This is a genomic window from Paenibacillus sp. FSL R7-0216, from assembly GCF_037969915.1.
Taxonomy (GTDB): domain Bacteria; phylum Bacillota; class Bacilli; order Paenibacillales; family Paenibacillaceae; genus Fontibacillus; species Fontibacillus rhizolycopersici.
In genome coordinates this window covers 5,009,822-5,029,519 of the sequence record NZ_CP150222.1, presented here as the reverse complement: position 1 = coordinate 5,029,519, position 19,698 = coordinate 5,009,822, and the positions used below count along the sequence as shown (strand labels likewise).

Genomic DNA, 19,698 nt, shown 5'->3' with positions numbered 1-19,698 from the left:
GAACGGAAGAGGGTTGTTTATTTCTTCGACGAGGCGTTCACCTGCTGAAGCAATTGGATGATCGTTTCGTTTAGGCGGTTTATCTCCTCAGGCTCCATATCTGAAGCAGCAAGCAGGGACTGCGGAACACAGGCTGCTTTCTCTTGCAACGCTTTGCCTTTCGGGGTAATGAGCACATTCACCACGCGCTCGTCGGCGGAATCGCGGCGTCTTTCGATTAGCCCCGCAGCTTCCATCCGCTTCAACAAAGGCGTTAAAGTTCCGGTATCCAGATCTAACGCTTCTCCGAGCTCCTTAATGGTGCTCTTCTCCCTCTCCCACAAGGTGACCAAGACCAGATATTGCGGATAGGTCAGCTCCAGCTCATCCAAATACGGGCGATACAGCCGCAGGATGGCGCGGGAGCAGGCATACAGCGAAAAACAAAGATGTTCCCCTAACTTCAAGCTTGGCTCATTCGTTTCCATGATGCACCTCGATTGCCTTTAATGTAAGTTTACAAACATCATAACAGAAGCAAGAAAAAGAAACTATATTTCTTACGATTTAATTGTTGACAATATTGCGGAGGGCGGGTAAGATGTGAATATAAATATTTTGCACAATATAATTTTGAAAAACAAAACGTGGAGGGATTAACAATGGCAAAAGTTACGGTTGGTCAAGAGAATGGAATTCCGGTGGAGCTTCATTACGAGGATGTAGGTTCGGGGAAGCCGGTGATTTTGATTCACGGTTGGCCGCTGAGCGGAAGATCGTGGGAGAAGCAGGTGCCTGCTTTGGTGGAAGCCGGCTACCGGGTGATTACGTATGATCGCCGCGGGTTCGGCCAGTCGTCGCAGCCTTGGAACGGTTATGACTACGATACCTTTGCTGCTGATCTGCATCAATTGATCTTGTATCTGGGCTTACGCGATGTCACCTTGGTCGGATTCTCGATGGGTGGCGGAGAAGTGGCTAGATATATCGGAACCTACGGGACGCAGCGGGTAAGCAAGGCGGTTCTGGCTGGGGCGGTTCCGCCGTACCTGTACAAATCCAAGGATAACCCGGACGGCGGGCTCGATGACGCCGCCATCAAGGGATTCCAGGACGGCTTACTCACGGATCGGCTGGCTTTCCTGGACGACTTCACGACGAATTTCTTCGCGGCTGGAGGTCGAACCGACCTGGTGAGTGAACCGTTCCGCTTATACAACCGCGACATCGCTGCCTTTGCCTCCCCGAAAGGGACGCTGGATTGCATCGCTGCATTTAGCTACACGGATTTCCGAGGGGATCTGGCTAAATTCAACGTACCAACCTTAATCCTTCATGGTGATTCGGACGCGATTGTACCGGTAGAGTTTAGCGGCCAACGAGCGCACGAGCAAATTCCGGGCAGCCAGCTTGTGGTGGTCAAAGGCGGCCCACACGGATTTAACGTGACGCATGCGGAAGAATTTAATGCGGCGTTGGTGAAATTTCTTCAAGGATAAGTAAAATAAGAAATAAGGGCACCCAAGAGGGTGCCCTTTGTTTTGTTCTATAGAACCGACTGCAGCAGGAAGTTGGCCAGGAACAGGAACGAGATGACGAACATGGAGACCGACAGCTGTTCCCGCTTCTTCGAGAACATCTTAAGCAGCGGATACGCGATAAAGCCGAAGGCGATACCGTCGACAATGCTATACGTTAAAGGAATCATCAGAATGACGAGAAACGCGGGAAACGCTTCGGAGAAATCGCTGAAATCGATCTTCGTGATATTCGTCAGCATGAGTCCGCCGATGATAATCAGGATCGGGGCGATCGCGGCGTCCGGGATGATTTTGATCAAGGGCATAAAAAACAACGAACCCAGAAATAACAACCCGGTCGTGACCGAGGTTAACCCGGTTCTTCCGCCTGCGGTAATGCCGGCCGCAGTCTCGACCGTCGATACCGTCGGGCTGGTACCCAAGAGTCCGCAAGCCACCGCGGAAATCGATACAGATTTAAGCGATTTCCCATTTTTCTCTGGAGCTTGAAGCATGCCGTCGACTTGGGAATGGACGAGCCCGATATTCTCGAAGACCAATACCAGAACCAGCGAGAAGCAAGCCGTTAAGAACGGAATGCTGGCCATATGACGGAAGTCCGCACTCATCCAGACGTTACCGTAGCTTTGAAACGAAATCGGCTCCGAGGCGAACGAACCCAAATCCACGATCCCGAACAACCAGGCCACCAGCGTTCCTACAATAATGCTGATGAGAAAATTCCCGGGAACCTTCTTCAAGAACAGAAACAGCGTAAGAATCAGGTTGATGATCGAAGCCAGAACCAGCGGGGACGATAGGTCGCCGAGCGCCACAAAGTGGCTGGTGTTGCCGGTGACGATGCCGCTCTTCTGCAAGCCGATAAAAGCAATAAACAGACCGATTCCTACGGAAATGGATTCCTTTAGGGAAACCGGAATAGCCCTGGAAATCAGGGAGGACAAGTCTGTAAAGGCGACCACGACAAACAGGATGCCCGCAAGCACCGTGGCACCCAAGGCTTCTTGGTAGCTGAGTCCCATCGAACCAACGATCGTATAGGTAAACAAGGCGTTGATCCCCATGCCGGGAACGAGAATTAATGGCGCGTTCGCCACGAACGCAACCAGCAAACAGCCGACAAGCGAAGACAGCACGGTGGCCAAGATCCCGGCCTCGAGCGGAATCCCCGCATCCTTCAGAATATTGGCGTTGACGGCGATAATATACACGATGGAGAAGAACGAGGTTAATCCTGCGACAAGCTCTTTTCTCACATTCGTTTGGTGTTGCTTAAGCTGAAATACTCCTTTCATGAATCAATCACACTTTCAAAATATCCCTCTCCCACCCGCATCAAACGAAATGAACCTGAGTTACTTCGTTTATGCCAGAGGCTATTATACCACGGTTTATGACGGATTGCCTTTTACAAGTTGTTCCTTGGTGGGGATTAGGTCCGGCGAATGAAGGCATGACGGCGATTGAGTCTTAAGTCCCGTAAAAAAATAGGACCAAACTACCGATAACAAGATGTGTCAACATCATGACATTTTTAACATCAGGAGGGGAACATGAAGAGAAAGAGTTCGTTCGTAGGGGTAGTTTGTCTGTCGTTGGTTTTGTCGTTTTGGGTTTCATCTGGGCCTCCGGTTCAGGCTGGCACCGATTACAAGCCGATTGAATCGATTACGCTGAGGGAGTCGCCTTTCTCGATTGGAGAGGGCTGGACCGTTAATGCAAGCTTTAATTCGAATGCCCCCTATGCGTTAGCTAAGGGGAAAAAGGAGTACCTCGCCGTTGGCCCTTACGGCACGGTGATGAAGTCTACGGACGGGGTTGCCTGGAAGGCCTTGTCGAAGTTCGGGAGTTATCATTTTACCGCCATCGACTGGGATGGCTCCAAATACGTCATGTTCGGCAGCAACACGGAATATGCTAGTCGCCTGTATGAGAAGCCCTCTGAGGGATTTGTCTCCACGGACGGCCTAACATGGACGAAGATTGATTTTGATCCGGGCGAGACAATCTACCAATTGACATGGGGAGAATCCGGATTTGTCGCGGTGGGGCAAAAGCATATTTTCTACTCCAAGGATGGGGAGCACTGGGAAACCAAACGCACGCTGTTTAATGATTATGGCGCGGATATCCTGAGGTATGTGAACGGGATTTATTTGATTTCCAACCAATACGAAGATCCATTTGTCCTCGTCTCGAAGGATGGGCAGAATTGGTCCGCCAAAACCTATAACGCATCCGCCGGGATTCAGGATATGATCTGGACCGGGAAGCAATACCTGGGTGTCGGTAACGGTATCTATACTTCGCCCGACGGGTTTACTTGGACGAAACAGGCGAAGTCCCCAAGCGGCGCCGAGCTGATGACGATTACCTCCGGACATGGCCTGTACATCGTTACCGGTGCTGCAGGTCAAACGAGCGGGGTCAACAAAAATGTAGCCTATACATCCAAAGACGGCGTGAGTTGGAAGAAGACGGATCTTTCTTATCTTCACGCGAATATCTACATCATCTATCCGGTAGCCAGCGGTTTTGCAGGAATCGGTTCCAATGATCGGCAGGATTTCCCCGATAGCACCTACGCTCTGTATACGAAGGACGGCAGCTCGTGGAGCTACCGGTTGACGGGCTCGCAGACAGGTGGGGAGCTGGGAGGCATCGCGACCAACGGGAAGAGAACCGTGGCCGTTGGGTTGGCTGGCAACGTAATCTATACCGATGACGGGATTACTTGGCGGGGCGGCAATCCGTTTGCCTATCGGGACAGGCTGGGTAGACCGAATTTATACGATGTGGTCTGGGGAGCAAACAAGTTCGTTGCAACCGGTCATTACGGTATTTACTACTCCACGGACGGCTATAGCTGGAAGAAGGCCAATGTACCTCTCAAAGATCAGTATGGTCAGTTGCGCAATATTTTGTGGACCGGTAAGTTTTTTGTAGCGTCGGATCAATCCTATGGCACTTATACATCTAAGGATGGGGTGAAATGGACTCGGGTGGCTAGCGTGAGCAATGGAAACTGGCTGACCTCGATGGTCTGGGACGGCAAGCGTCTGCTAGCTGCTTTCCGCGTGCATAACTACAACACCGGCGTCGGGACAACCAAGCTGATGCAGACGACGGACGGGATGAATTGGAAGCTGGTGAAGACGATCGATTTGAATCAGACCTACCTGGCTTGGAACGGCAGTTCCTATGTGGCATTAGATCTTTATAATTCTACGAACACATGGGTGTCCAAGGACGGATTGAATTGGTCAAAGAAACAAATGACGTTCCCGAACGGCAGTTTTGATGCCTTGGACTTCTTAACCTCATTCGACGGTAACTTCTTCGCAATGGGAACGGACTATGATGAGGTTAACGGGGACGGGGAGTATGTTCCTTACCGCGTGTACTATCTGTCCAAAGACGGAGTGCAGTGGAAGAAGGTGGCGATTCCCCCAATCTATCAAGGGATTGACGGAGCCGGCACGCAAAGAATGTTCGATGGAATCAAAGTCTATGGCAAATATATCTTCGTTGGCGGAGATGACGAGATCATGTACGTAGACCGGCTGACGGGCTCGAAGTAGAATTGATGAAAGCTGGATGGGCATGGGGGGGACCTCATAACCCATCCTTTTTTTTGCGGTGATATCGGGTTTGGTATAATCAGAGGTGTGTGTTCCATGAATGACTATGGCTGGATCATAACGCAGCGTGAATTGGATCGAACGACTACGGTAGACGATTAGGGATGTGAATAGATGAAGTATAGGGACATCGTGCAGGGCCGGCTACAGCGGCGGGTGAACCGTTTTATTGCCGAGGTTATGGTGGGCGACGCCGTGGAACAGGTACACGTAAAAAATACCGGTAGGCTCAAAGAGCTTTTGCTGCCGGATACCGAGGTCTTGTTAGAAGCCTCCGATCGTCCGGAACGGAAGACGAATTATTCCTTGATCGCGGCTGCCCATGACGGAGGCTGGGTGAACGTAGACTCGCAAGCACCTAACCCGGTGGCGTTCGAGGCGCTGAATGCGGGGGGAATCGTAGAAATTGGCCCCGTTACTCGTGCGAAGCGGGAAGTTACGTATGGGGACTCTCGGTTTGACCTGTATTACGAACAGGGGGAGAAACGTGGGTTCATTGAAGTTAAAGGTGTCACGCTCGAACAGGGAGGCATCGCCATGTTCCCGGACGCCCCAACGGCGCGGGGAACCAAACACGTGTTGGAACTGGCCAAGGCGATCCTAGAAGGGTATGCCGGGACAGTTCTGTTCGTTGTGCAAATGAAGGGCTGTCACGCGTTTACCCCTTACCGAGAGATGGATCCGGCCTTTGCGGATGCGCTCAAAGAGGCCTCCCGGCAAGGCGTCCGTATCTTGGCTTATGAAGCCATCGTGACGGAACGGGAGATCGTGTTAGGCGGCAGCCTCCCGGTTCGTCTGTGAGTGTTGTCTGTAGCAAGGCGGCCGAATTGCAATCTTCCTGACTTTATGATGAAATTTACGAAGGCGGACTTTTCGCCGATCTGAGCCTATTGCGAACAGGAAAGGGGATCCCCATGAAATTAAGAGTATCCGCTGTCCAATATCATCTGCACACCATTGGCAGCTTCGACGAGTTCGCCCGTCAGGCCGAACATTATATTAAAACCGCGGAGGAGTTCAGCGCGGATTTCGTGCTGTTCCCTGAGTTTTTCACCACGCAGCTCATGTCCATCGGATCGCCGGACGGCAGAGCGCTGACCATCCAGGAGCTGCCGGACTTCACGGAGCAATACCGCACCCTGTTTAGCGGGTTGGCCCGGCAAACCGGGATGCATATCATCGGCGGGACGCATGTGATTCGTAAGGGGGATCAGTTGTACAACGTGGCGCATCTGTTCTACCCTGACGGGAGAATCGCGGAGCAAGCCAAGCTGCATATTACCCCCACCGAAGTAACCGAATGGAACATGACGCCGGGCGACGGCCTGGAGGTGTTCGAAACCGAGAAGGGCAAAATCGCCATGTTGACCTGCTATGACATCGAGTTTCCGGAGATCGTCCGGATGGCCAAAGCGAAAGGCGCGGATGTCATTTTCTGTCCATCCTGCACGGACGACCGCCATGGCTTCCATCGGGTGCGCTATTGCTGCCATGCGAGAGCGGTCGAGAACCAAGTGTACATCGTCGCCACCGGTACGGTTGGTTCACTGCCGACGGTGGATTTCATGCGGGGCAACTTCGGACAGGCGGCGGTAATTACGCCAAATGACGTTCCGTTCCCGCCGCGCGGCATCCTGGTGGAGGGCGAGATCAACGGCGATATGATCGTGACTGCCGATCTGGATTTAGAACTGCTTTATCAGGTTCGCGAAAAAGGCTCCGTCACGACCTGGCGGGACCGGCGAACGGATCTGTATCCCGACTGGAAATAAATCTAGAATAACGCAATTGTCCGTGGAGGCGAGACGCGATGTATCGCAAGGAATGGTATGTGTTTGATCAAGGCCGGCCCGTGCCGGCCGTGATTCGAAATTATGAAGAGAAGGATTTCCCGGGGTTGATCCGCATTCAGCAGGAGAGCTTTCCGCCCCCTTTTCCTTCGGAGTTATGGTGGACGGAGGAACAGCTGAGCCATCATGTTCAGCTGTTCCCGGAAGGCGCGTTGTGCGTCGAAGTGAACGGCGAGTTGGCCGGATCGATGACCGGGCTCAAGGTCGACTTCGATCCCGGCAAGCCGGAGCATTCCTGGGCGGACATCACCGATAACGGGTACATAAGGAACCACCGCCCCGAGGGGAACACGTTATACGTCGTTGATATCGGCGTGCGACCGGCTTACCGGCAATGGGGCCTGGGAAAATGGTTGATGCTGTCCATGTACGAGCGGGTGGTACACCAAGGTCTCCAGCGTTTGCTCGGCGGCGGGAGAATGCCGGGGTACCACAAGCACGCGGCAGAGATGACGGCTGAGCAATATCTTGGCGCAGTCGTGAGCGGCGAGCTGAAAGATCCGGTGATCACCTTCCTGCTGCGATGCGGCCGTACGCCCGTTGCGGTTGTACCCGATTATTTGGAAGATGAGGAATCGCTAAATTATGCGGCACTGATGGAATGGAAGAATCCATTTATCCAATCTCTACTTGAATAGGAGGCGTTAGAAGCCCATGGAATTTACTCGAATCACGAATATTCAGGACCCTTTGTTTAAATCCATGCATCAGCTGATGCAAGACGTATTCCCACCGGAGGAAGTGCTGGAATTCGACCTTTGGAAAGAGCCCCTGGAAGACCCCGGCATTCGCGTATTCGTCGCGGTGCATGAAGGGCGGGTTGTCGGAGCAACGGAGTATCGGTACTACGAGGACTTTAATGTGGCGATGACCGACTTCACCATTATCGGCCAAGCGGGCCTTGGCATCGGTCGGTTCCTGGCGGATCGCCGGCTGCGCGATTTGCACGCCTTGGCGGAGGCAAACGGGAAGAAGCTGCGTGGCATGTTCGCGGAAATCTACGATCCTTACCGGGTGGAGCATCACGAATTCGGCGGAGTGAAGCCGATGGATCCGTACGTGCGCCGCGAAGTATTGTCCCACCTTGGTTACATGCGGTTGGACTTCCCATACGTGCATCCGTCTTGGAATAATGACGGGGAAGCGGTCAGCGGGCTCGATCTTTGCTTCCTGCCGATGGACGGCAGCGACGATAGCCTGGAATCGGGGTTGATCGTTCAATTCCTGGAGCGGTATTACACGGTGCTGGAGAACAAACCGCAGGCCTGGTACGACATGGTGGAAGGCCTAAGAGCTCAAAATAATATAAAGCTGCGGCCTATCTAATTCATGGGATTGCAGGAAACAAAAAAGGTCGATCAGGAGCACGCCCCCTGATCGACCTTTTCCTATCTTGCAACGGGTTCAGGAAGGGATATTCAGCGCAGTTTGAATATTCTGCAAATCCCGCCCGATTTGATCCTGAAGTTCATAGGGCTGATAGAAGCCGCGCCTCATCATGTAGCCCATAATCATCTCATGAGCGTCGATGGCCTCCTCTAGTTGCTTGGTCAAGACATTCCGGACCTCCGGTGTGGCGCACTCCGTGACGGCCATGGCATAGTTTCGGACGGATGTCTTTGCATTTAGCAAGTAGTCCATAGCGATGACTTCGTCGGTCAGCTTATCGAACCCCATCAAGTGTTCGAGCACCGGGTTCATAGGTCCCTCCCTCCCGACGGAGCCGGAGACAGAAGTCCGCTTAGTTCGTGCAATTGCTGCGTGGATACTTGAACGTCATGTTGCAAAATCTGTTTTAGCTCCGGGTCCGAGACCAGCAGCTGCATCGTTTTTGCCTTGGTTAAGGCAATCGTTTTAGAGGCAGCCAGCTCGTGGACTTCCAGGGTTTCATGTAAAGCTTGATTCGCTATATTCATGAGGGTTCCTCCTCCTGCTTTGGTGTTGGTGAGTTACGGCTTTAAAATCACCTTGATGCAAGCATCGGTCTTCGTATCAAACACTTCGTAGCCGCGTTTAGCTTCATCCAGTGGGATCACGTGGGTGATGATGTCACCGGGATCGACCTTGCCGGAAGAGATCAGCTCGTACATGTGCGGCATATAGTGGATGACCGGAGCTTGACCGGACCGGATGTTCACGTTGCGTTGCATGATGTCGCCAAGCGGAAACCCGTTATATCGGCCGCCATATACGCCGGTAATTTGAATCATTCCGCCTTTGCGGACCGCTTGCGAAGCGATCACCAGAGCGCTCATGGCTCCCCCATGCAGCTTCAGGCCACTGGCCAGAAATTCGAGGTTCGTCATTTTTCCGTCCATGCCCACCGCATCGATGACGACGTCTGCGCCGCCTTTCGTGATTTCCTTGAGATAGGAGCCGACGTTCTCGTATTGTTCGAAATTGACGGTTTCCACCTGATTCGTCTGCTTGGCATGCTGCAGCCGGTAATCCACGTAATCGACGGCAATGACCCGTTTCGCGCCTTTCAACCAGGCAAATTTCTGTGCAAGCAGTCCGATCGGACCGCAACCCAATATGATGACGGTATCTCCTTCCTTCACCCCGGCGTTATCGACGCTCCAATAGGCCGTTGGCATCGCATCGGAGATGAGCGCCAGCTTCTCGTCAGGCTGTTCGCAGCTCTCTGGTATCTTATAATGAGTAAAGTTCGCGTACGGCACGCGCAGATACTCGGCCTGGCCACCGGGATAACCGCCCGTATTGCCGGAATAACCGAAGTAAGCGCCCATATCACCGTGTTCGTTGGCGTTATCGCACTGGCTCTCCAACTGATTTTTGCAATAAAAGCATTCCCCGCAAGCGATCGTAAACGGGATAATGACCCGGTCCCCCTTCTTCAGATGGGTTACCTCGGGGCCGACCTCTTCCACGATCCCCATCGGTTCATGACCGATGATATAGTCCTCCTGCAAATTCGGGATCATCCCATGGATCAAGTGAAGGTCCGAACCGCAGATCGCCGTACTGGTGATTTTGATGATCATGTCATCGGGCTTTTCGATCTTCGGGGCGGGGACTTCTTTGACGATCACGTTTTTGATTCCCTGATAGGTTACGGCCTTCATGCTTGGCTCCCCTCCAAATGCTCATCCGGCGTCCGATCGAACATGCCGATGCGCCGTGTATCCGCAGGGAATAAATCCATCTGTCCGATGAGGATGGTGTTCTTAGCCGAAAGTTGGTCCAGTTGGTATTGCTCGGTTAAATCATAGGGATGGAACCATTTCTTGCGTATCATCAATTCGGTGATTTCCTGGTGCATGGCAATGCCCTGCCTTAGCAGATTGCGCAGCAAAATCCGGGCTTCGGGTGAGGCAGTTTCCGTCAGGGCGATCGCAATATTGCGCACACCTTCCTTGGCCCGCATCAGGAAGTCGACAGCGAAGGTCATGTCAGCGATTTCTGGCATATTTAGCGCGTTTATCGGATCCAAATGATCGTTGTTCATCTCGACGCTCCTTCTATTGGATAATCGGCTCGGGCCGGCTTTCGGGAACGGGGGCTTGAAAAGGAACCTGGCCATATAAAGCCTGCAGATCCTGAAGGGCTTGGAGCGTTTGCTCCACGTCCTTTTGCATCAAATCCTTGAGCTCCTGATCGAATACGAGACCCTGCATCAATTTGGATTTCGCCAAGCACAACGTCTTGAAATTGAGGATTTCATGAAGATCTATCGATTCATGGGGGGCTAAAGCTGGCTTATTCATGCGGCTCGGACAACCTCCTGTTTTTAAGGGATAGCTTTCCCTGGGTTTGGAGAGTTATGCCGAGAATGGATATAAAAAAGACGGTACCCGTCATGGACCGGCACCGTCTTTATTACGTTGTTAAATCGGGATCACCAGTTATTCCCCGCTCCTCGGATGATGTGGAAGTTCGGCGATTGGTTCTCGCCATAAATGGCCGTGACGCCCGGGTTATTTACCTTCACATTGGTGAAGCGGGCTTCACCGACGGCGGGCCCTTGCCCGTCCTCGGCCTTGACGACCAGCTTAATGCCATAGCGGCTAGGGTTGTTGATCGTAATGTTCTCCAGGCGAACGTTCTGCATCGGCAGATTCTCCGGCGATTTGGATTGGAACATGAGGCCGAAATAGACCGGGTTATTGATGTCCACGTTCTTCACCACGATGTTCTTAAGGTCTCGGTCGCCACCGAAGAACCAGATGGCCCCGAAGTTCTGATAATCGTTGATCTTGTCGTCGGCCCCAACGCTGGTCCAGAAGTCCCCGCCGGTGCGGTCCAGCGTGACGCCGTCAATCACGGTGTCCTGGTCGCCGAAGCCCAGCGTATTGTAGCCAAAGCTTAAGCTGCTGATGGTAACGCCGGGATAAGTGAGCGTATCGGCGCCGTACAGGTTCTGGAACAGGTTGTTCTGGCCGCCGTAGACGGCGAAGGCCGCGGCTCGGCGTACATTGACGGCGGTGAGGTTAGTATATTTATTGCCCACATTATAAGAACCTCCAGCGTCAATCGCGCTAAATAACGCAAACGAGTCGTCGCCCGTACCGCGGGCATAGTTGTTGTCGATTACATTATAGGAAGAGCCGTTGGTCATGTTGATGCCGTCTGCGAACATGTTCTTGATGCGGTTGTTTTTGAACGTATTGTAGGAGGAGTTTACGCCCCAATACAGACAGACAAAGTGTTCCGCCCAAACGTTCTCGATGGTCACGTTCTGCATGCCGTTGCCGTCGATGAATTTGCCTGGGCCGTCCTGACGGTAGATATAGTTACCCCAGGCGGACAAGTTCTTGATGGTTGATCCGTTGGCGGCGGAGCTGATATTAAACCCAACGTCCGTGTTTGTTTGGTCTTGCGGAGCGACCAGCTTGGTGTGCCAAGGGCCTGCCCCGATGATCTCCGTCGCCCGGCCGTACAAGAAGATCTTGGACGAGATCGTCCACTCTCCTGCAGGGATGAAGATCCCCTTCTTGGACGAATCCTGACGGAATTCGTTCAGCGCTTGTTCAATTGATTTGGTGCTCGACACCTGAACGTATTTGCTTGGATCCGGGTTGGTTGCCGGCGGAGCAACATTCTCCGTTTCAATCATATCTACGTAAATCCAGGGGACGTCCCCGGCGTCCTTCTGGATCTTGATCTTGGTTCCAGCCGGATAGACTTGGTCGAGCATGAGCTGGGAATCCTCGTACAACCAGTAAGCCTTAGAGCCCGAGTTATCATAGCCAAGCCGTCCGAGCGTGGAAGGCGTTGCATACAAGTAAGAGAATTTGGACGTTACGGTGAAGTTGCCTTTGTCCACGCCGTTCGCGTAAATGCTGACCGTACCGGTGGTGTTTTCGGCTACGGCATTACGTAATACGAATGCGTTGGCTGGCGAAGTCAAGGTAAATTCCACGTATTCCCCCGTAGCATCAAGTTGAACGGCCGATCGCCCGGATGCCTCGCCAGCGAAGTCGCCCGGCGTAAAGTTCGGAGCGAGTTTGGTTCCGTTCGTGCTGTTCGAGGAGGCTTCAGCCTCCAGTATGGAGAACGGCATGTTGGCGCCCCGTCCGGAATATAAGCTCGCGGTGCCGGTATTGTTATTCCGTTTCACGGCGACTTCGTTTGCGTCTGCTGCTACAGTAGTCGTTACTGTATAGCTGCCGTTGACTGCGGTCCAGGTTCCCAGGGTAACGTTGGCTGATGCTCCCGGCGCAAGGGCTCCGCTGTAGGAACCGTTTAGCGACTGCACGGTTGTCCCTGAGCTAGTCTTCAGCTCCAAAGTGATGGCGTGTGCACCACCCGCCGAAGCGATTGTCCCCTGGTTCTTCAGATTCACGGTAAAAGTGACGGTGTTGCCTGCGCTTGGATTCGATGGCGTCCATGCCGCGGTCGCGATCAGATCGGAGCTTTGCACCTGGCCAATCGTCAACAGCGAAGCGTGGGTGTAGCTATTATTCGCATCGTTGGTTTCGATAACGGCATTGCTCTCGTCTATCTTGGCGGTGACGGCGTAAGAGCCGGCTTCCTTCGCTCCGATCGTTGCGGAGACATTAGCCGTAGCGCCAGGAGCAAGCGCACCAACAGAAGCCGTGCCGACAAGGGTACTGCCCAGGTAGAAGTTCACGCTGGTAGCGCTCGATGCAACGGTACCTGCATTGCGAACGGTGGCGTTTAACGTAACGGCTTGCGTCTCGTCTGGGGATGCCGGCGACCAGGAGATGCCGGTCACCGTCAGATCCGGATTCGGCGCAGGCGTACCGAACACCTGGAATTCAGCCACTTGTCCGCCCGGTGCGCCGGAATTGGCCGTAAACCGCAATTGTACCTGACTCACCGTGGCGCTGACAGGAATCGTGATGGTATTTTGTGAAGTTGGGTTAAATGTATAGGAAGTCGCCGAGACCAGGTTCGTAAAGGTCGTCGAATTTTGGTCGTGTCCCAGCACTTGAATCGTTTGCGTACGTGTCGCCCATTCGCTGGAAGGATTCAGCTTGAGGACAATCGACGTGATGTTGGCGTTGGCGCCAAGGTCCGCGGTGAGCGTGCTCGGGTGACCGTTGCCTTCCCAATAGGTGGTCGTATCGTTATCATTGGCATTCGCCGCGACGAATGTGAACGTCGATGAGGAAGCCGTCATCGTCTTGCCAATGGCGAGATTGGATCCGTCTCCTCCTCCCGATCCGGTCCGCGTCACGGTATTGCTTGGTGTCGACGCATTGCCGGCCGCATCCTTGGCTACGACGGAATAGGTCACTGTAACGTCGGCGGGTTGCGTATCCGTGTATGTCAACGTCGATCCGTTGACGCTGCCGCGAAGCTGGCCGTTGGCGTAGACGTCGTATCCGGTTACGCCGACGTTATCGGTTGCGGCGCTCCAGGTCAGTTTTATGGAGCTGGAGGTCGGCTGCGTGAACGCCAGGTTGGCCGGAGCGGTTGGCGGCTGGGTATCTACACCGCTGTTCCCCAAAGTAAACCCGATCCAGTTGATATTGAAGTCATTTCCGCTGGCATAGACGCGAAGGGTTTGAGAGCCTGCATTTAGCGTGACGCTGGCGGTCACGGTCTGCCAATTTTGCCAGCCGCCGGTGTTCGGCACTACAGTCGTAGCTAGCGTCGTCCCGTCGGATTGCAGCTGGATTGCTCCTGTCCCGGCATTACTCGCTACTCTATATTCCACGGTGTACGTGCCTGCATTGAGGACGTTTACGTTATAATCCAGCCAATCCCCGGCATGAATCCAGCCGACGTTCAGCCCGCCGCCCGTATCCGAGGTGGGTTCCGTCTGAATGCCGTTCATCGCGCTGAAGTTCTCGGCTTCGATCTTGCCCGGAATCGTGGAAGGGGTAGCCGGGGAAGCGCCGTATACCTCTACTTCAGAGAGTTGCCCTGCCGGCCAGGCGGTGTTCGCCGTGATCTGAATTCGCACGTAGCGCGCGCTGGCGGACGTAAGGTTAATCGTCACCGTGTTGGCGGCGCTCGGATCAAACGTATAGCTGGCCGAGGCCTTCAGATCAGTGAAGCTAGATCCGTTCGTACTTCCTTGCACGGATAAGGTCTGAGAACGGCTCTCCCAGCCGGACGGTAACTTCAAGACAACCTGATCGATCTGTACAGCGCTGCCGAGATCGACCTGTACCCACCCGGGAAAAGCATTATTCGTGCTTTCCCAATACGTGGCGACATTCCCGTCGGTTACATTGGAAGCATGGTATACATCAGCATGGCCGGATTCCGCTGCGGGTTTTCCTGCAGCCAAATTCGGGCCGCCTGCCGCATGGGCCGGTGCGGTCCACCCTGCCGAACTGAAGAACGTTGCTGCGAACAGGGTCATGACACAAATCCAGGCAATGATGCGTCTTTGGCTTTTCACGATTTCATTCTCCTTTCAGAATAAAGATCTTACGAGTCTTACATCTGGTAGAGTCTTCGTGGTGGACCAGCGGGGACTTACTTTACGAAATCTGCACAATATACCAATGTAAGCGATATCAGAAAAAGACGCATTCCCCCCTATTCACGCTAATCGGTATAGGTACCGCATCCCCATCATAAATCAGGATTGATTTCCAAATAAAGGTGTATTTCTATGAGAATGGTGTGCAGGATTAAGATCATTGGCTATCCCAACGGATGTATGCCGGTTTTCAGATTCTTGCCCCGTTCAAGGAGAGGATAGATATAATGAAATCAGAAGGGATTCCCGGGAGGAGCGGATAGGCATGAAAGAACGTCTGATGAAGTACATGAACAAGTTTACCTCCTTAACGGAAGATGAACAGCGGGCCATTCTTTCAGATCTCCGGGTGGAGGAATTTGAAAGAGGAACTCTCCTTTTACGGCAAGGGGAACCACTGGATAAGTGTTATTTCGTATTGCTCGGCTGCGTGAGGCAGTATTCGGTGGATGAGGACGGGAAAGAGGTTACGTCCAACTTCTATACAGAAGAACAAGCCATAGCGTACTTCAATCGACCTAAACAGGGCAGCACTTCCGATTATTCGTTGATCTGTTTGGAATTTTGCGTTTTGGTTGTGGGCCAGTTAGACGCGGAACAAGGGATGTATGAAAAATATAAGCAATTGGAGACGATGACGCGAAGGATGATCGAAGAGAACTTTGGAGAGGTGCAAGATCAGTTCGCCGCGTTTATCGCCTCCACGCCCGAAGAGCGCTACAAAAACCTTTTGCTGAGCCGGCCCGGGCTCGCCGACCGGGTACCGCAGCATCAATTGGCGAGCTACCTAGGCATGACCCCCGAGTCGCTAAGCCGGATGAAAAAAAGGATCCGCTAAACGCCGGTAGAAACCCTTAGTTCTTTGCGGTCACCTTCCCTCCCCTAAACAGTAACCAGAGACCAAAACCCAATTCGCCGAAGATCATAGGCACCTTGAAGATATACTCCATGACGACAACGATAGGATCGGATGCGGATAGAAACATAGGAGCGAGATGGATGAGAATATAACCGGCGGATGCCAGAAGCAATAAAATACTGATGATTTTCGGGATATGGTCCGATGAAATAGCTACATAACCCACAATCAGGAGATGTCCGCCAAAAATGATCAGCCCTACCGACCAGATGGACTCGAACGCATCCAGGAATAGCATCGTAACGGCGGGAAGCTGTCCTTGGCCCAACCCGGCGAATTTTTCTGGAGAACCAGAGAGCAGCGACACGAACAATAAATTCAATATGGAAACTCCTAAGATTGCCGCGTAAGTCAGTCGAAACCAAGCGCTGAGCAAGGCCAAGGCCTCATGAACAGGCTTCAGGAAAACATAAATGGCCCAAGCGGCTACGATATCGCAAATCAGGATGAGGATCCAGCCCGCGATTTCGCTTTTCAACAGCAGATTGGCGGATCGAAGATGATTCCATGTGGCGCTGGCGTCGCCATTGCCTGTTAGGCTTTCATGGACAAAGCCATAGGAGAACGATGCCGCGATGGCCATGAGGAGCAGTGCCGCACCTCCGATTCGAGCCGCTTGGTGCCGAAACCCTCGTTCCTTTTCCAACGTTTCCATTTCATACAACCCCCTAAAATGACTTGAAATCATTCATCATTTTAGCCAAAGGGGCTGGAAGGGGCATTAACTTAAGTTAATTTTTCATTCTTGGTTCGCAATTTCTAATCCATATCAAAAACGGAACCGCCCCATTCGATTGAAAAGGCGGTTCCGTTTCTTTTAAGCGGCGACTTACGCCAACCGCATTTTGAAATCTTCATATCCAAACTCATGCAGGATTTCGCAGTCGCCATCCTTATGCTGCAGCACAAGTGCTGGCAACGGCATGCCGTTGAAGGTGGTGTTCTTCACCATCGAGTAGATCGCCATGTCGCCGAACACCAGGCGGTCGCCAGGCTTCAGCGGCTGGTCAAACGAGTAGTCGCCGATATTGTCCCCGGACAGGCAGGTTGGCCCGCCCAGCCGATAGGTATACGGCTTCTCGCCGGCTTCGCCCGAACCGAACAGCGGCGGACGGTACGGCATCTCGAGCACGTCCGGCATATGGCAGGAGGCCGAGGCATCTACAATGGCGATGTCCATGCCGTTCTTCATCGTATCCAGCACGGTCGTGATCAGGTAACCGGCGTTCAGCGCCACGGCTTCGCCCGGTTCCAGATACACTTCCAAGCCGTATTTGTCCTGCATCCGCAGAATGCACGCTTCCAGCAACGGAATATCGTAGTCTTCCCGCGTGATGTGATGACCGCCGCCGAAATTGATCCATTCCATTTGCGGCAGCCATGTTCCGAACTTCTCTTCAATCGCATCCAGCGTGGTCGACAAATCGTCCGAGTTCTGCTGGCACAAGGTATGAAAATGAAGACCAGACACGCCCTCCAACAGTTCCGGACGGAAATGCTCGAGCGTCACGCCAAACCGCGATCCGACGGCGCAAGGGTTGTAGATGTCGTGCCCCACCTGCGTGGAGCATTCCGGGTTAATGCGCAAACCGATTTTTTTACCGGCCGCCAGCACCCGATCCCGGTACTTCTCCACTTGGGAGAACGAGTTAAAGATCACGTGATCGCAGAGCTCGATGATTTCGTCCATCTGATCGTCCCGGTAGGCCGGGGCAAAGACGTGATTCTCCTTGCCCATCGCCTCGTGACCGAGCCGGGCTTCGAACAGGCCGCTGGATGCCGTCCCGCTCAAATACTGGCCGATCAGCGGATAAGTGGTGTACATCGAAAATGCTTTTTGCGCCAAAATAATCTTCGCGCCCGTCCGCTCCATAATGCCGCCCAGGATCTTCAGGTTTTGTTCCAAAAGTTTCTCATCGACCACATAACAAGGTGTTGGCAGTTCCTCGAAGCGCATATTATCTAACGTACTCCGTTTCTTTGCGCTCTGCGGAGGTCTCCTCTTCCGGGAACGCGTCTACCAGCTCCGGATTGAAGCTTTCTTGCCAAGGCAGACCCCATTTGTTCAGCGCATCCATGAATGGATCCGGATCGAACTCTTCGATGTTGTAAACGCCCGGTTTGTTCCAAGTGCCGTTCATCAGCATCATCGCACCGATCATCGCCGGAACGCCGGTCGTGTAAGCTACGGCTTGGGAGCCGACTTCTTTGTAGCATTCTTCGTGGTCGCACACGTTATATACATAATACAGCTTATCTTTACCGTCTTTTTTGCCTTTGAAAATACAACCGATGTTCGTTTTGCCTTTCGTACGCGGTCCAAGCGAAGACGGATCCGGCAGTACGGCTTTCAGGAACTGCAGCGGCACGATTTGCTTGCCTTCGAATTCGATCGGCTCAATCGAAGTCATGCCGACGTTTTCGAGGCATTTCAAGTGCGTGAGGTAGCTTTGGCCAAACGTCATGAAGAAGCGGATCCGTTTAATGCCTGGAATGTTAAGGGCCAGGGACTCGATTTCCTCATGGTGAAGCAGATACATATCCTTTTCCCCGATTTCAGGGAAGTTGTAGACGCGTTTGATTTCCATCGGCTCGGTTTCGATCCATTCGCCGTTCTCCCAGTAGCTGCCCTTCGCGGACACTTCGCGGATGTTGATCTCCGGGTTGAAGTTCGTCGCAAACGGATAGCCGTGGTCGCCCGCATTGCAGTCGAGGATATCGATGTACTCGATTTCGTCGAAGTGATGTTTCAGGGCATACGCGGAAAATACGCCGGTTACGCCTGGGTCAAAGCCGCTGCCCAGCAGTGCGGTGATGCCGGCTTGCTCAAAGCGCTCGCGGTATTCCCATTGCCACTTGTATTCGAATTTCGCGGTATCTTCCGGCTCATAGTTCGCCGTATCCATGTAGTTCGTCTTGGTTGCCAGGCAGGCGTCCATGATCGTCAAATCCTGATACGGCAGAGCCAGGTTCATCACCACGTCCGGTTTAACTTCGTTGATCAGCGCGATCAGTTCGTCGACGTTGTTGGCATCGACTTGCGCCGTCGTGATTTTCGTCTTGCCGCCGTCCAGCTTCGCTTTCAGTGCGTCGCATTTCGACTTCGTGCGGCTGGCAATGCAGATTTCCTCAAAAACCTCGCTGTTTTGAACACATTTGTGGATGGCTACAGCAGCGACGCCGCCGCAGCCGATGATCAGTGCTTTTCCCATTTTTCCATCTCCTAACCTTCTTCGAATTTTGGCATAGCGGGCGTGAAACGTAAAAAAAGCAAGCGAACATACGCATACCTGCGCATCATCACTTGCTTCTGATATAGTCAATATTAAGTAAGCTCCAGAATGACGGACGAACGCCCGTCTGCATCGCCGTACGAAACCATCGCACGAACGCACGTAGTGGAAGTCTTAATATTCAATATATCATGCTTTGATCAGAGTCTATTTAGCAAATAATTCGCCTTTACCACTCTTATTGACCGTTTCACAAGTTGATGTGCATATGCACTGGTTGTAAAGTAACCAACTTATAAAATTTGAGCTTTTAACTCAATCAATAAGGCAACTAAGTTGCCAATCGGCATTTGACCCGGCTGTCCGTATGGCCTTAACTCTCTTGTAGGAAAGTGGTCAAAAATTATCTGCTTGGAAAGACTCGCGATATATTGAATACAACCTTTCCAAAAATCATGCTCCTTTATATTAGCAGGAACTGTTTCGGACGGCAATAGCTAATTTAAAATAAATTTTTCTTGAGTTTTAGGGTGCTTTACGTGGGTTGTTCGTCTGTTCGCGCGTCTGCCCGTCCATCTGCCCGTTCGTCTGCTCATCTGTCTTCCCGTCCG

Annotated in this window: 18 protein-coding genes; 7 read left to right on the top strand and 11 right to left on the bottom strand. The window is 52.7% G+C overall.

Translation table 11 applies throughout. The features are described 5' to 3' along the window. Positions 1-17: 17 nt before the first annotated feature. On the bottom strand, positions 18-467 hold the full coding sequence (locus MKZ15_RS23145) for a MarR family winged helix-turn-helix transcriptional regulator (protein WP_339818545.1): 450 nt from the start codon (positions 465-467) through the stop codon (positions 18-20). Positions 468-641: 174 nt separating this feature from the next. Here MKZ15_RS23145 and MKZ15_RS23140 point away from each other — a divergent pair, with 174 nt between their 5' ends. Further along, positions 642-1,478, top strand: coding sequence for an alpha/beta hydrolase (locus MKZ15_RS23140; protein WP_339818543.1), 837 nt, complete (start codon positions 642-644; stop codon positions 1,476-1,478). A 47-nt stretch (positions 1,479-1,525) separates the two neighbouring features. On the opposite strand, the gene MKZ15_RS23135 is transcribed toward MKZ15_RS23140, so the two are convergent. After that, positions 1,526-2,815, bottom strand: a complete 1,290-nt coding sequence (locus MKZ15_RS23135) for an NCS2 family permease (protein ID WP_339818540.1) — start codon at positions 2,813-2,815, stop codon at positions 1,526-1,528. Positions 2,816-3,073: 258 nt separating this feature from the next. Here MKZ15_RS23135 and MKZ15_RS23130 point away from each other — a divergent pair, with 258 nt between their 5' ends. From MKZ15_RS23130 to MKZ15_RS23110, 5 genes are all read left to right on the top strand, one after another. After that, positions 3,074-5,101, top strand: a complete 2,028-nt coding sequence (locus tag MKZ15_RS23130) for a hypothetical protein (RefSeq protein WP_339818538.1) — start codon at positions 3,074-3,076, stop codon at positions 5,099-5,101. Positions 5,102-5,275: 174 nt separating this feature from the next. After that, positions 5,276-5,962 (top strand): DNA/RNA nuclease SfsA, encoded by a 687-nt coding sequence (sfsA, locus tag MKZ15_RS23125; RefSeq protein WP_339818535.1) that lies wholly within the window; start codon positions 5,276-5,278, stop codon positions 5,960-5,962. A 113-nt stretch (positions 5,963-6,075) separates the two neighbouring features. Next, positions 6,076-6,933 (top strand): carbon-nitrogen hydrolase family protein, encoded by an 858-nt coding sequence (locus MKZ15_RS23120; protein WP_339818534.1) that lies wholly within the window; start codon positions 6,076-6,078, stop codon positions 6,931-6,933. Between the two features lie 38 nt (positions 6,934-6,971). Continuing rightward, positions 6,972-7,649, top strand: coding sequence for a GNAT family N-acetyltransferase (locus tag MKZ15_RS23115; RefSeq protein ID WP_339818532.1), 678 nt, complete (start codon positions 6,972-6,974; stop codon positions 7,647-7,649). Between the two features lie 16 nt (positions 7,650-7,665). Then, positions 7,666-8,337 (top strand): GNAT family N-acetyltransferase, encoded by a 672-nt coding sequence (locus MKZ15_RS23110; RefSeq protein WP_155604672.1) that lies wholly within the window; start codon positions 7,666-7,668, stop codon positions 8,335-8,337. A 78-nt stretch (positions 8,338-8,415) separates the two neighbouring features. Here MKZ15_RS23110 and MKZ15_RS23105 read toward each other — a convergent pair whose 3' ends face one another. From MKZ15_RS23105 to MKZ15_RS23080, 6 genes are all read right to left on the bottom strand, one after another. After that, a complete protein-coding gene (locus tag MKZ15_RS23105; RefSeq protein WP_155604673.1) occupies positions 8,416-8,712 on the bottom strand; it encodes a spore coat protein in 297 nt (98 codons plus the stop codon). After that, the gene (locus MKZ15_RS23100; RefSeq protein WP_339818529.1) at positions 8,709-8,927 is read right to left on the bottom strand and encodes a hypothetical protein; all 219 of its coding nucleotides are present in this window, start codon (positions 8,925-8,927) and stop codon (positions 8,709-8,711) included. The genes MKZ15_RS23105 and MKZ15_RS23100 overlap by 4 nt, the downstream gene beginning before the upstream one ends. A gap of 33 nt (positions 8,928-8,960) precedes the next feature. Next, on the bottom strand, positions 8,961-10,097 hold the full coding sequence (locus MKZ15_RS23095) for a zinc-dependent alcohol dehydrogenase (RefSeq protein ID WP_155604675.1): 1,137 nt from the start codon (positions 10,095-10,097) through the stop codon (positions 8,961-8,963). Next, a complete protein-coding gene (locus MKZ15_RS23090) occupies positions 10,094-10,480 on the bottom strand; it encodes a spore coat protein (protein WP_155604676.1) in 387 nt (128 codons plus the stop codon). Before MKZ15_RS23090 ends, MKZ15_RS23095 begins: the two co-directional genes overlap by 4 nt. A gap of 13 nt (positions 10,481-10,493) precedes the next feature. Next, complete coding sequence (locus MKZ15_RS23085; protein WP_155604677.1) at positions 10,494-10,739, bottom strand: spore gernimation protein GerQ; 246 nt, start codon at positions 10,737-10,739, stop codon at positions 10,494-10,496. Positions 10,740-10,870: 131 nt separating this feature from the next. Further along, the gene (locus tag MKZ15_RS23080; protein WP_339818524.1) at positions 10,871-14,851 is read right to left on the bottom strand and encodes a carbohydrate-binding protein; all 3,981 of its coding nucleotides are present in this window, start codon (positions 14,849-14,851) and stop codon (positions 10,871-10,873) included. Positions 14,852-15,200: 349 nt separating this feature from the next. On the opposite strand from MKZ15_RS23080, the gene MKZ15_RS23075 reads away from it, so the two are divergent. Beyond that, positions 15,201-15,773, top strand: coding sequence for a Crp/Fnr family transcriptional regulator (locus MKZ15_RS23075; protein ID WP_339818521.1), 573 nt, complete (start codon positions 15,201-15,203; stop codon positions 15,771-15,773). Between the two features lie 16 nt (positions 15,774-15,789). Here the strand turns inward: MKZ15_RS23075 and MKZ15_RS23070 are convergent, their stop codons facing one another. From MKZ15_RS23070 to MKZ15_RS23060, 3 genes are all read right to left on the bottom strand, one after another. After that, positions 15,790-16,509 (bottom strand): DUF4386 domain-containing protein, encoded by a 720-nt coding sequence (locus MKZ15_RS23070; RefSeq protein ID WP_339818518.1) that lies wholly within the window; start codon positions 16,507-16,509, stop codon positions 15,790-15,792. A 174-nt stretch (positions 16,510-16,683) separates the two neighbouring features. Beyond that, positions 16,684-17,811: a carboxynorspermidine decarboxylase gene (gene nspC, locus MKZ15_RS23065; RefSeq protein WP_339818516.1), complete on the bottom strand. Its 1,128-nt coding sequence runs from the start codon at positions 17,809-17,811 to the stop codon at positions 16,684-16,686. Position 17,812: 1 nt separating this feature from the next. Further along, the gene (locus MKZ15_RS23060; RefSeq protein ID WP_059041383.1) at positions 17,813-19,066 is read right to left on the bottom strand and encodes a saccharopine dehydrogenase family protein; all 1,254 of its coding nucleotides are present in this window, start codon (positions 19,064-19,066) and stop codon (positions 17,813-17,815) included. Positions 19,067-19,698: the final 632 nt, after the last annotated feature.

Bases quoted from the DNA above. Each gene is read 5' to 3' on its own strand.
- MKZ15_RS23145 (WP_339818545.1), bottom strand. From the start codon at position 467: ATGGAAACGAATGAGCCAAGCTTGAAGTTAGGGGAACATCTTTGTTTT.
- MKZ15_RS23140 (WP_339818543.1), top strand. From the start codon at position 642: ATGGCAAAAGTTACGGTTGGTCAAGAGAATGGAATTCCGGTGGAGCTT.
- MKZ15_RS23135 (WP_339818540.1), bottom strand. From the start codon at position 2,815: ATGAAAGGAGTATTTCAGCTTAAGCAACACCAAACGAATGTGAGAAAA.
- MKZ15_RS23130 (WP_339818538.1), top strand. From the start codon at position 3,074: ATGAAGAGAAAGAGTTCGTTCGTAGGGGTAGTTTGTCTGTCGTTGGTT.
- sfsA (WP_339818535.1), top strand. From the start codon at position 5,276: ATGAAGTATAGGGACATCGTGCAGGGCCGGCTACAGCGGCGGGTGAAC.
- MKZ15_RS23120 (WP_339818534.1), top strand. From the start codon at position 6,076: ATGAAATTAAGAGTATCCGCTGTCCAATATCATCTGCACACCATTGGC.
- MKZ15_RS23115 (WP_339818532.1), top strand. From the start codon at position 6,972: ATGTATCGCAAGGAATGGTATGTGTTTGATCAAGGCCGGCCCGTGCCG.
- MKZ15_RS23110 (WP_155604672.1), top strand. From the start codon at position 7,666: ATGGAATTTACTCGAATCACGAATATTCAGGACCCTTTGTTTAAATCC.
- MKZ15_RS23105 (WP_155604673.1), bottom strand. From the start codon at position 8,712: ATGAACCCGGTGCTCGAACACTTGATGGGGTTCGATAAGCTGACCGAC.
- MKZ15_RS23100 (WP_339818529.1), bottom strand. From the start codon at position 8,927: ATGAATATAGCGAATCAAGCTTTACATGAAACCCTGGAAGTCCACGAG.
- MKZ15_RS23095 (WP_155604675.1), bottom strand. From the start codon at position 10,097: ATGAAGGCCGTAACCTATCAGGGAATCAAAAACGTGATCGTCAAAGAA.
- MKZ15_RS23090 (WP_155604676.1), bottom strand. From the start codon at position 10,480: ATGAACAACGATCATTTGGATCCGATAAACGCGCTAAATATGCCAGAA.
- MKZ15_RS23085 (WP_155604677.1), bottom strand. From the start codon at position 10,739: ATGAATAAGCCAGCTTTAGCCCCCCATGAATCGATAGATCTTCATGAA.
- MKZ15_RS23075 (WP_339818521.1), top strand. From the start codon at position 15,201: ATGAAAGAACGTCTGATGAAGTACATGAACAAGTTTACCTCCTTAACG.
- MKZ15_RS23070 (WP_339818518.1), bottom strand. From the start codon at position 16,509: ATGGAAACGTTGGAAAAGGAACGAGGGTTTCGGCACCAAGCGGCTCGA.
- nspC (WP_339818516.1), bottom strand. From the start codon at position 17,811: ATGCGCTTCGAGGAACTGCCAACACCTTGTTATGTGGTCGATGAGAAA.
- MKZ15_RS23060 (WP_059041383.1), bottom strand. From the start codon at position 19,066: ATGGGAAAAGCACTGATCATCGGCTGCGGCGGCGTCGCTGCTGTAGCC.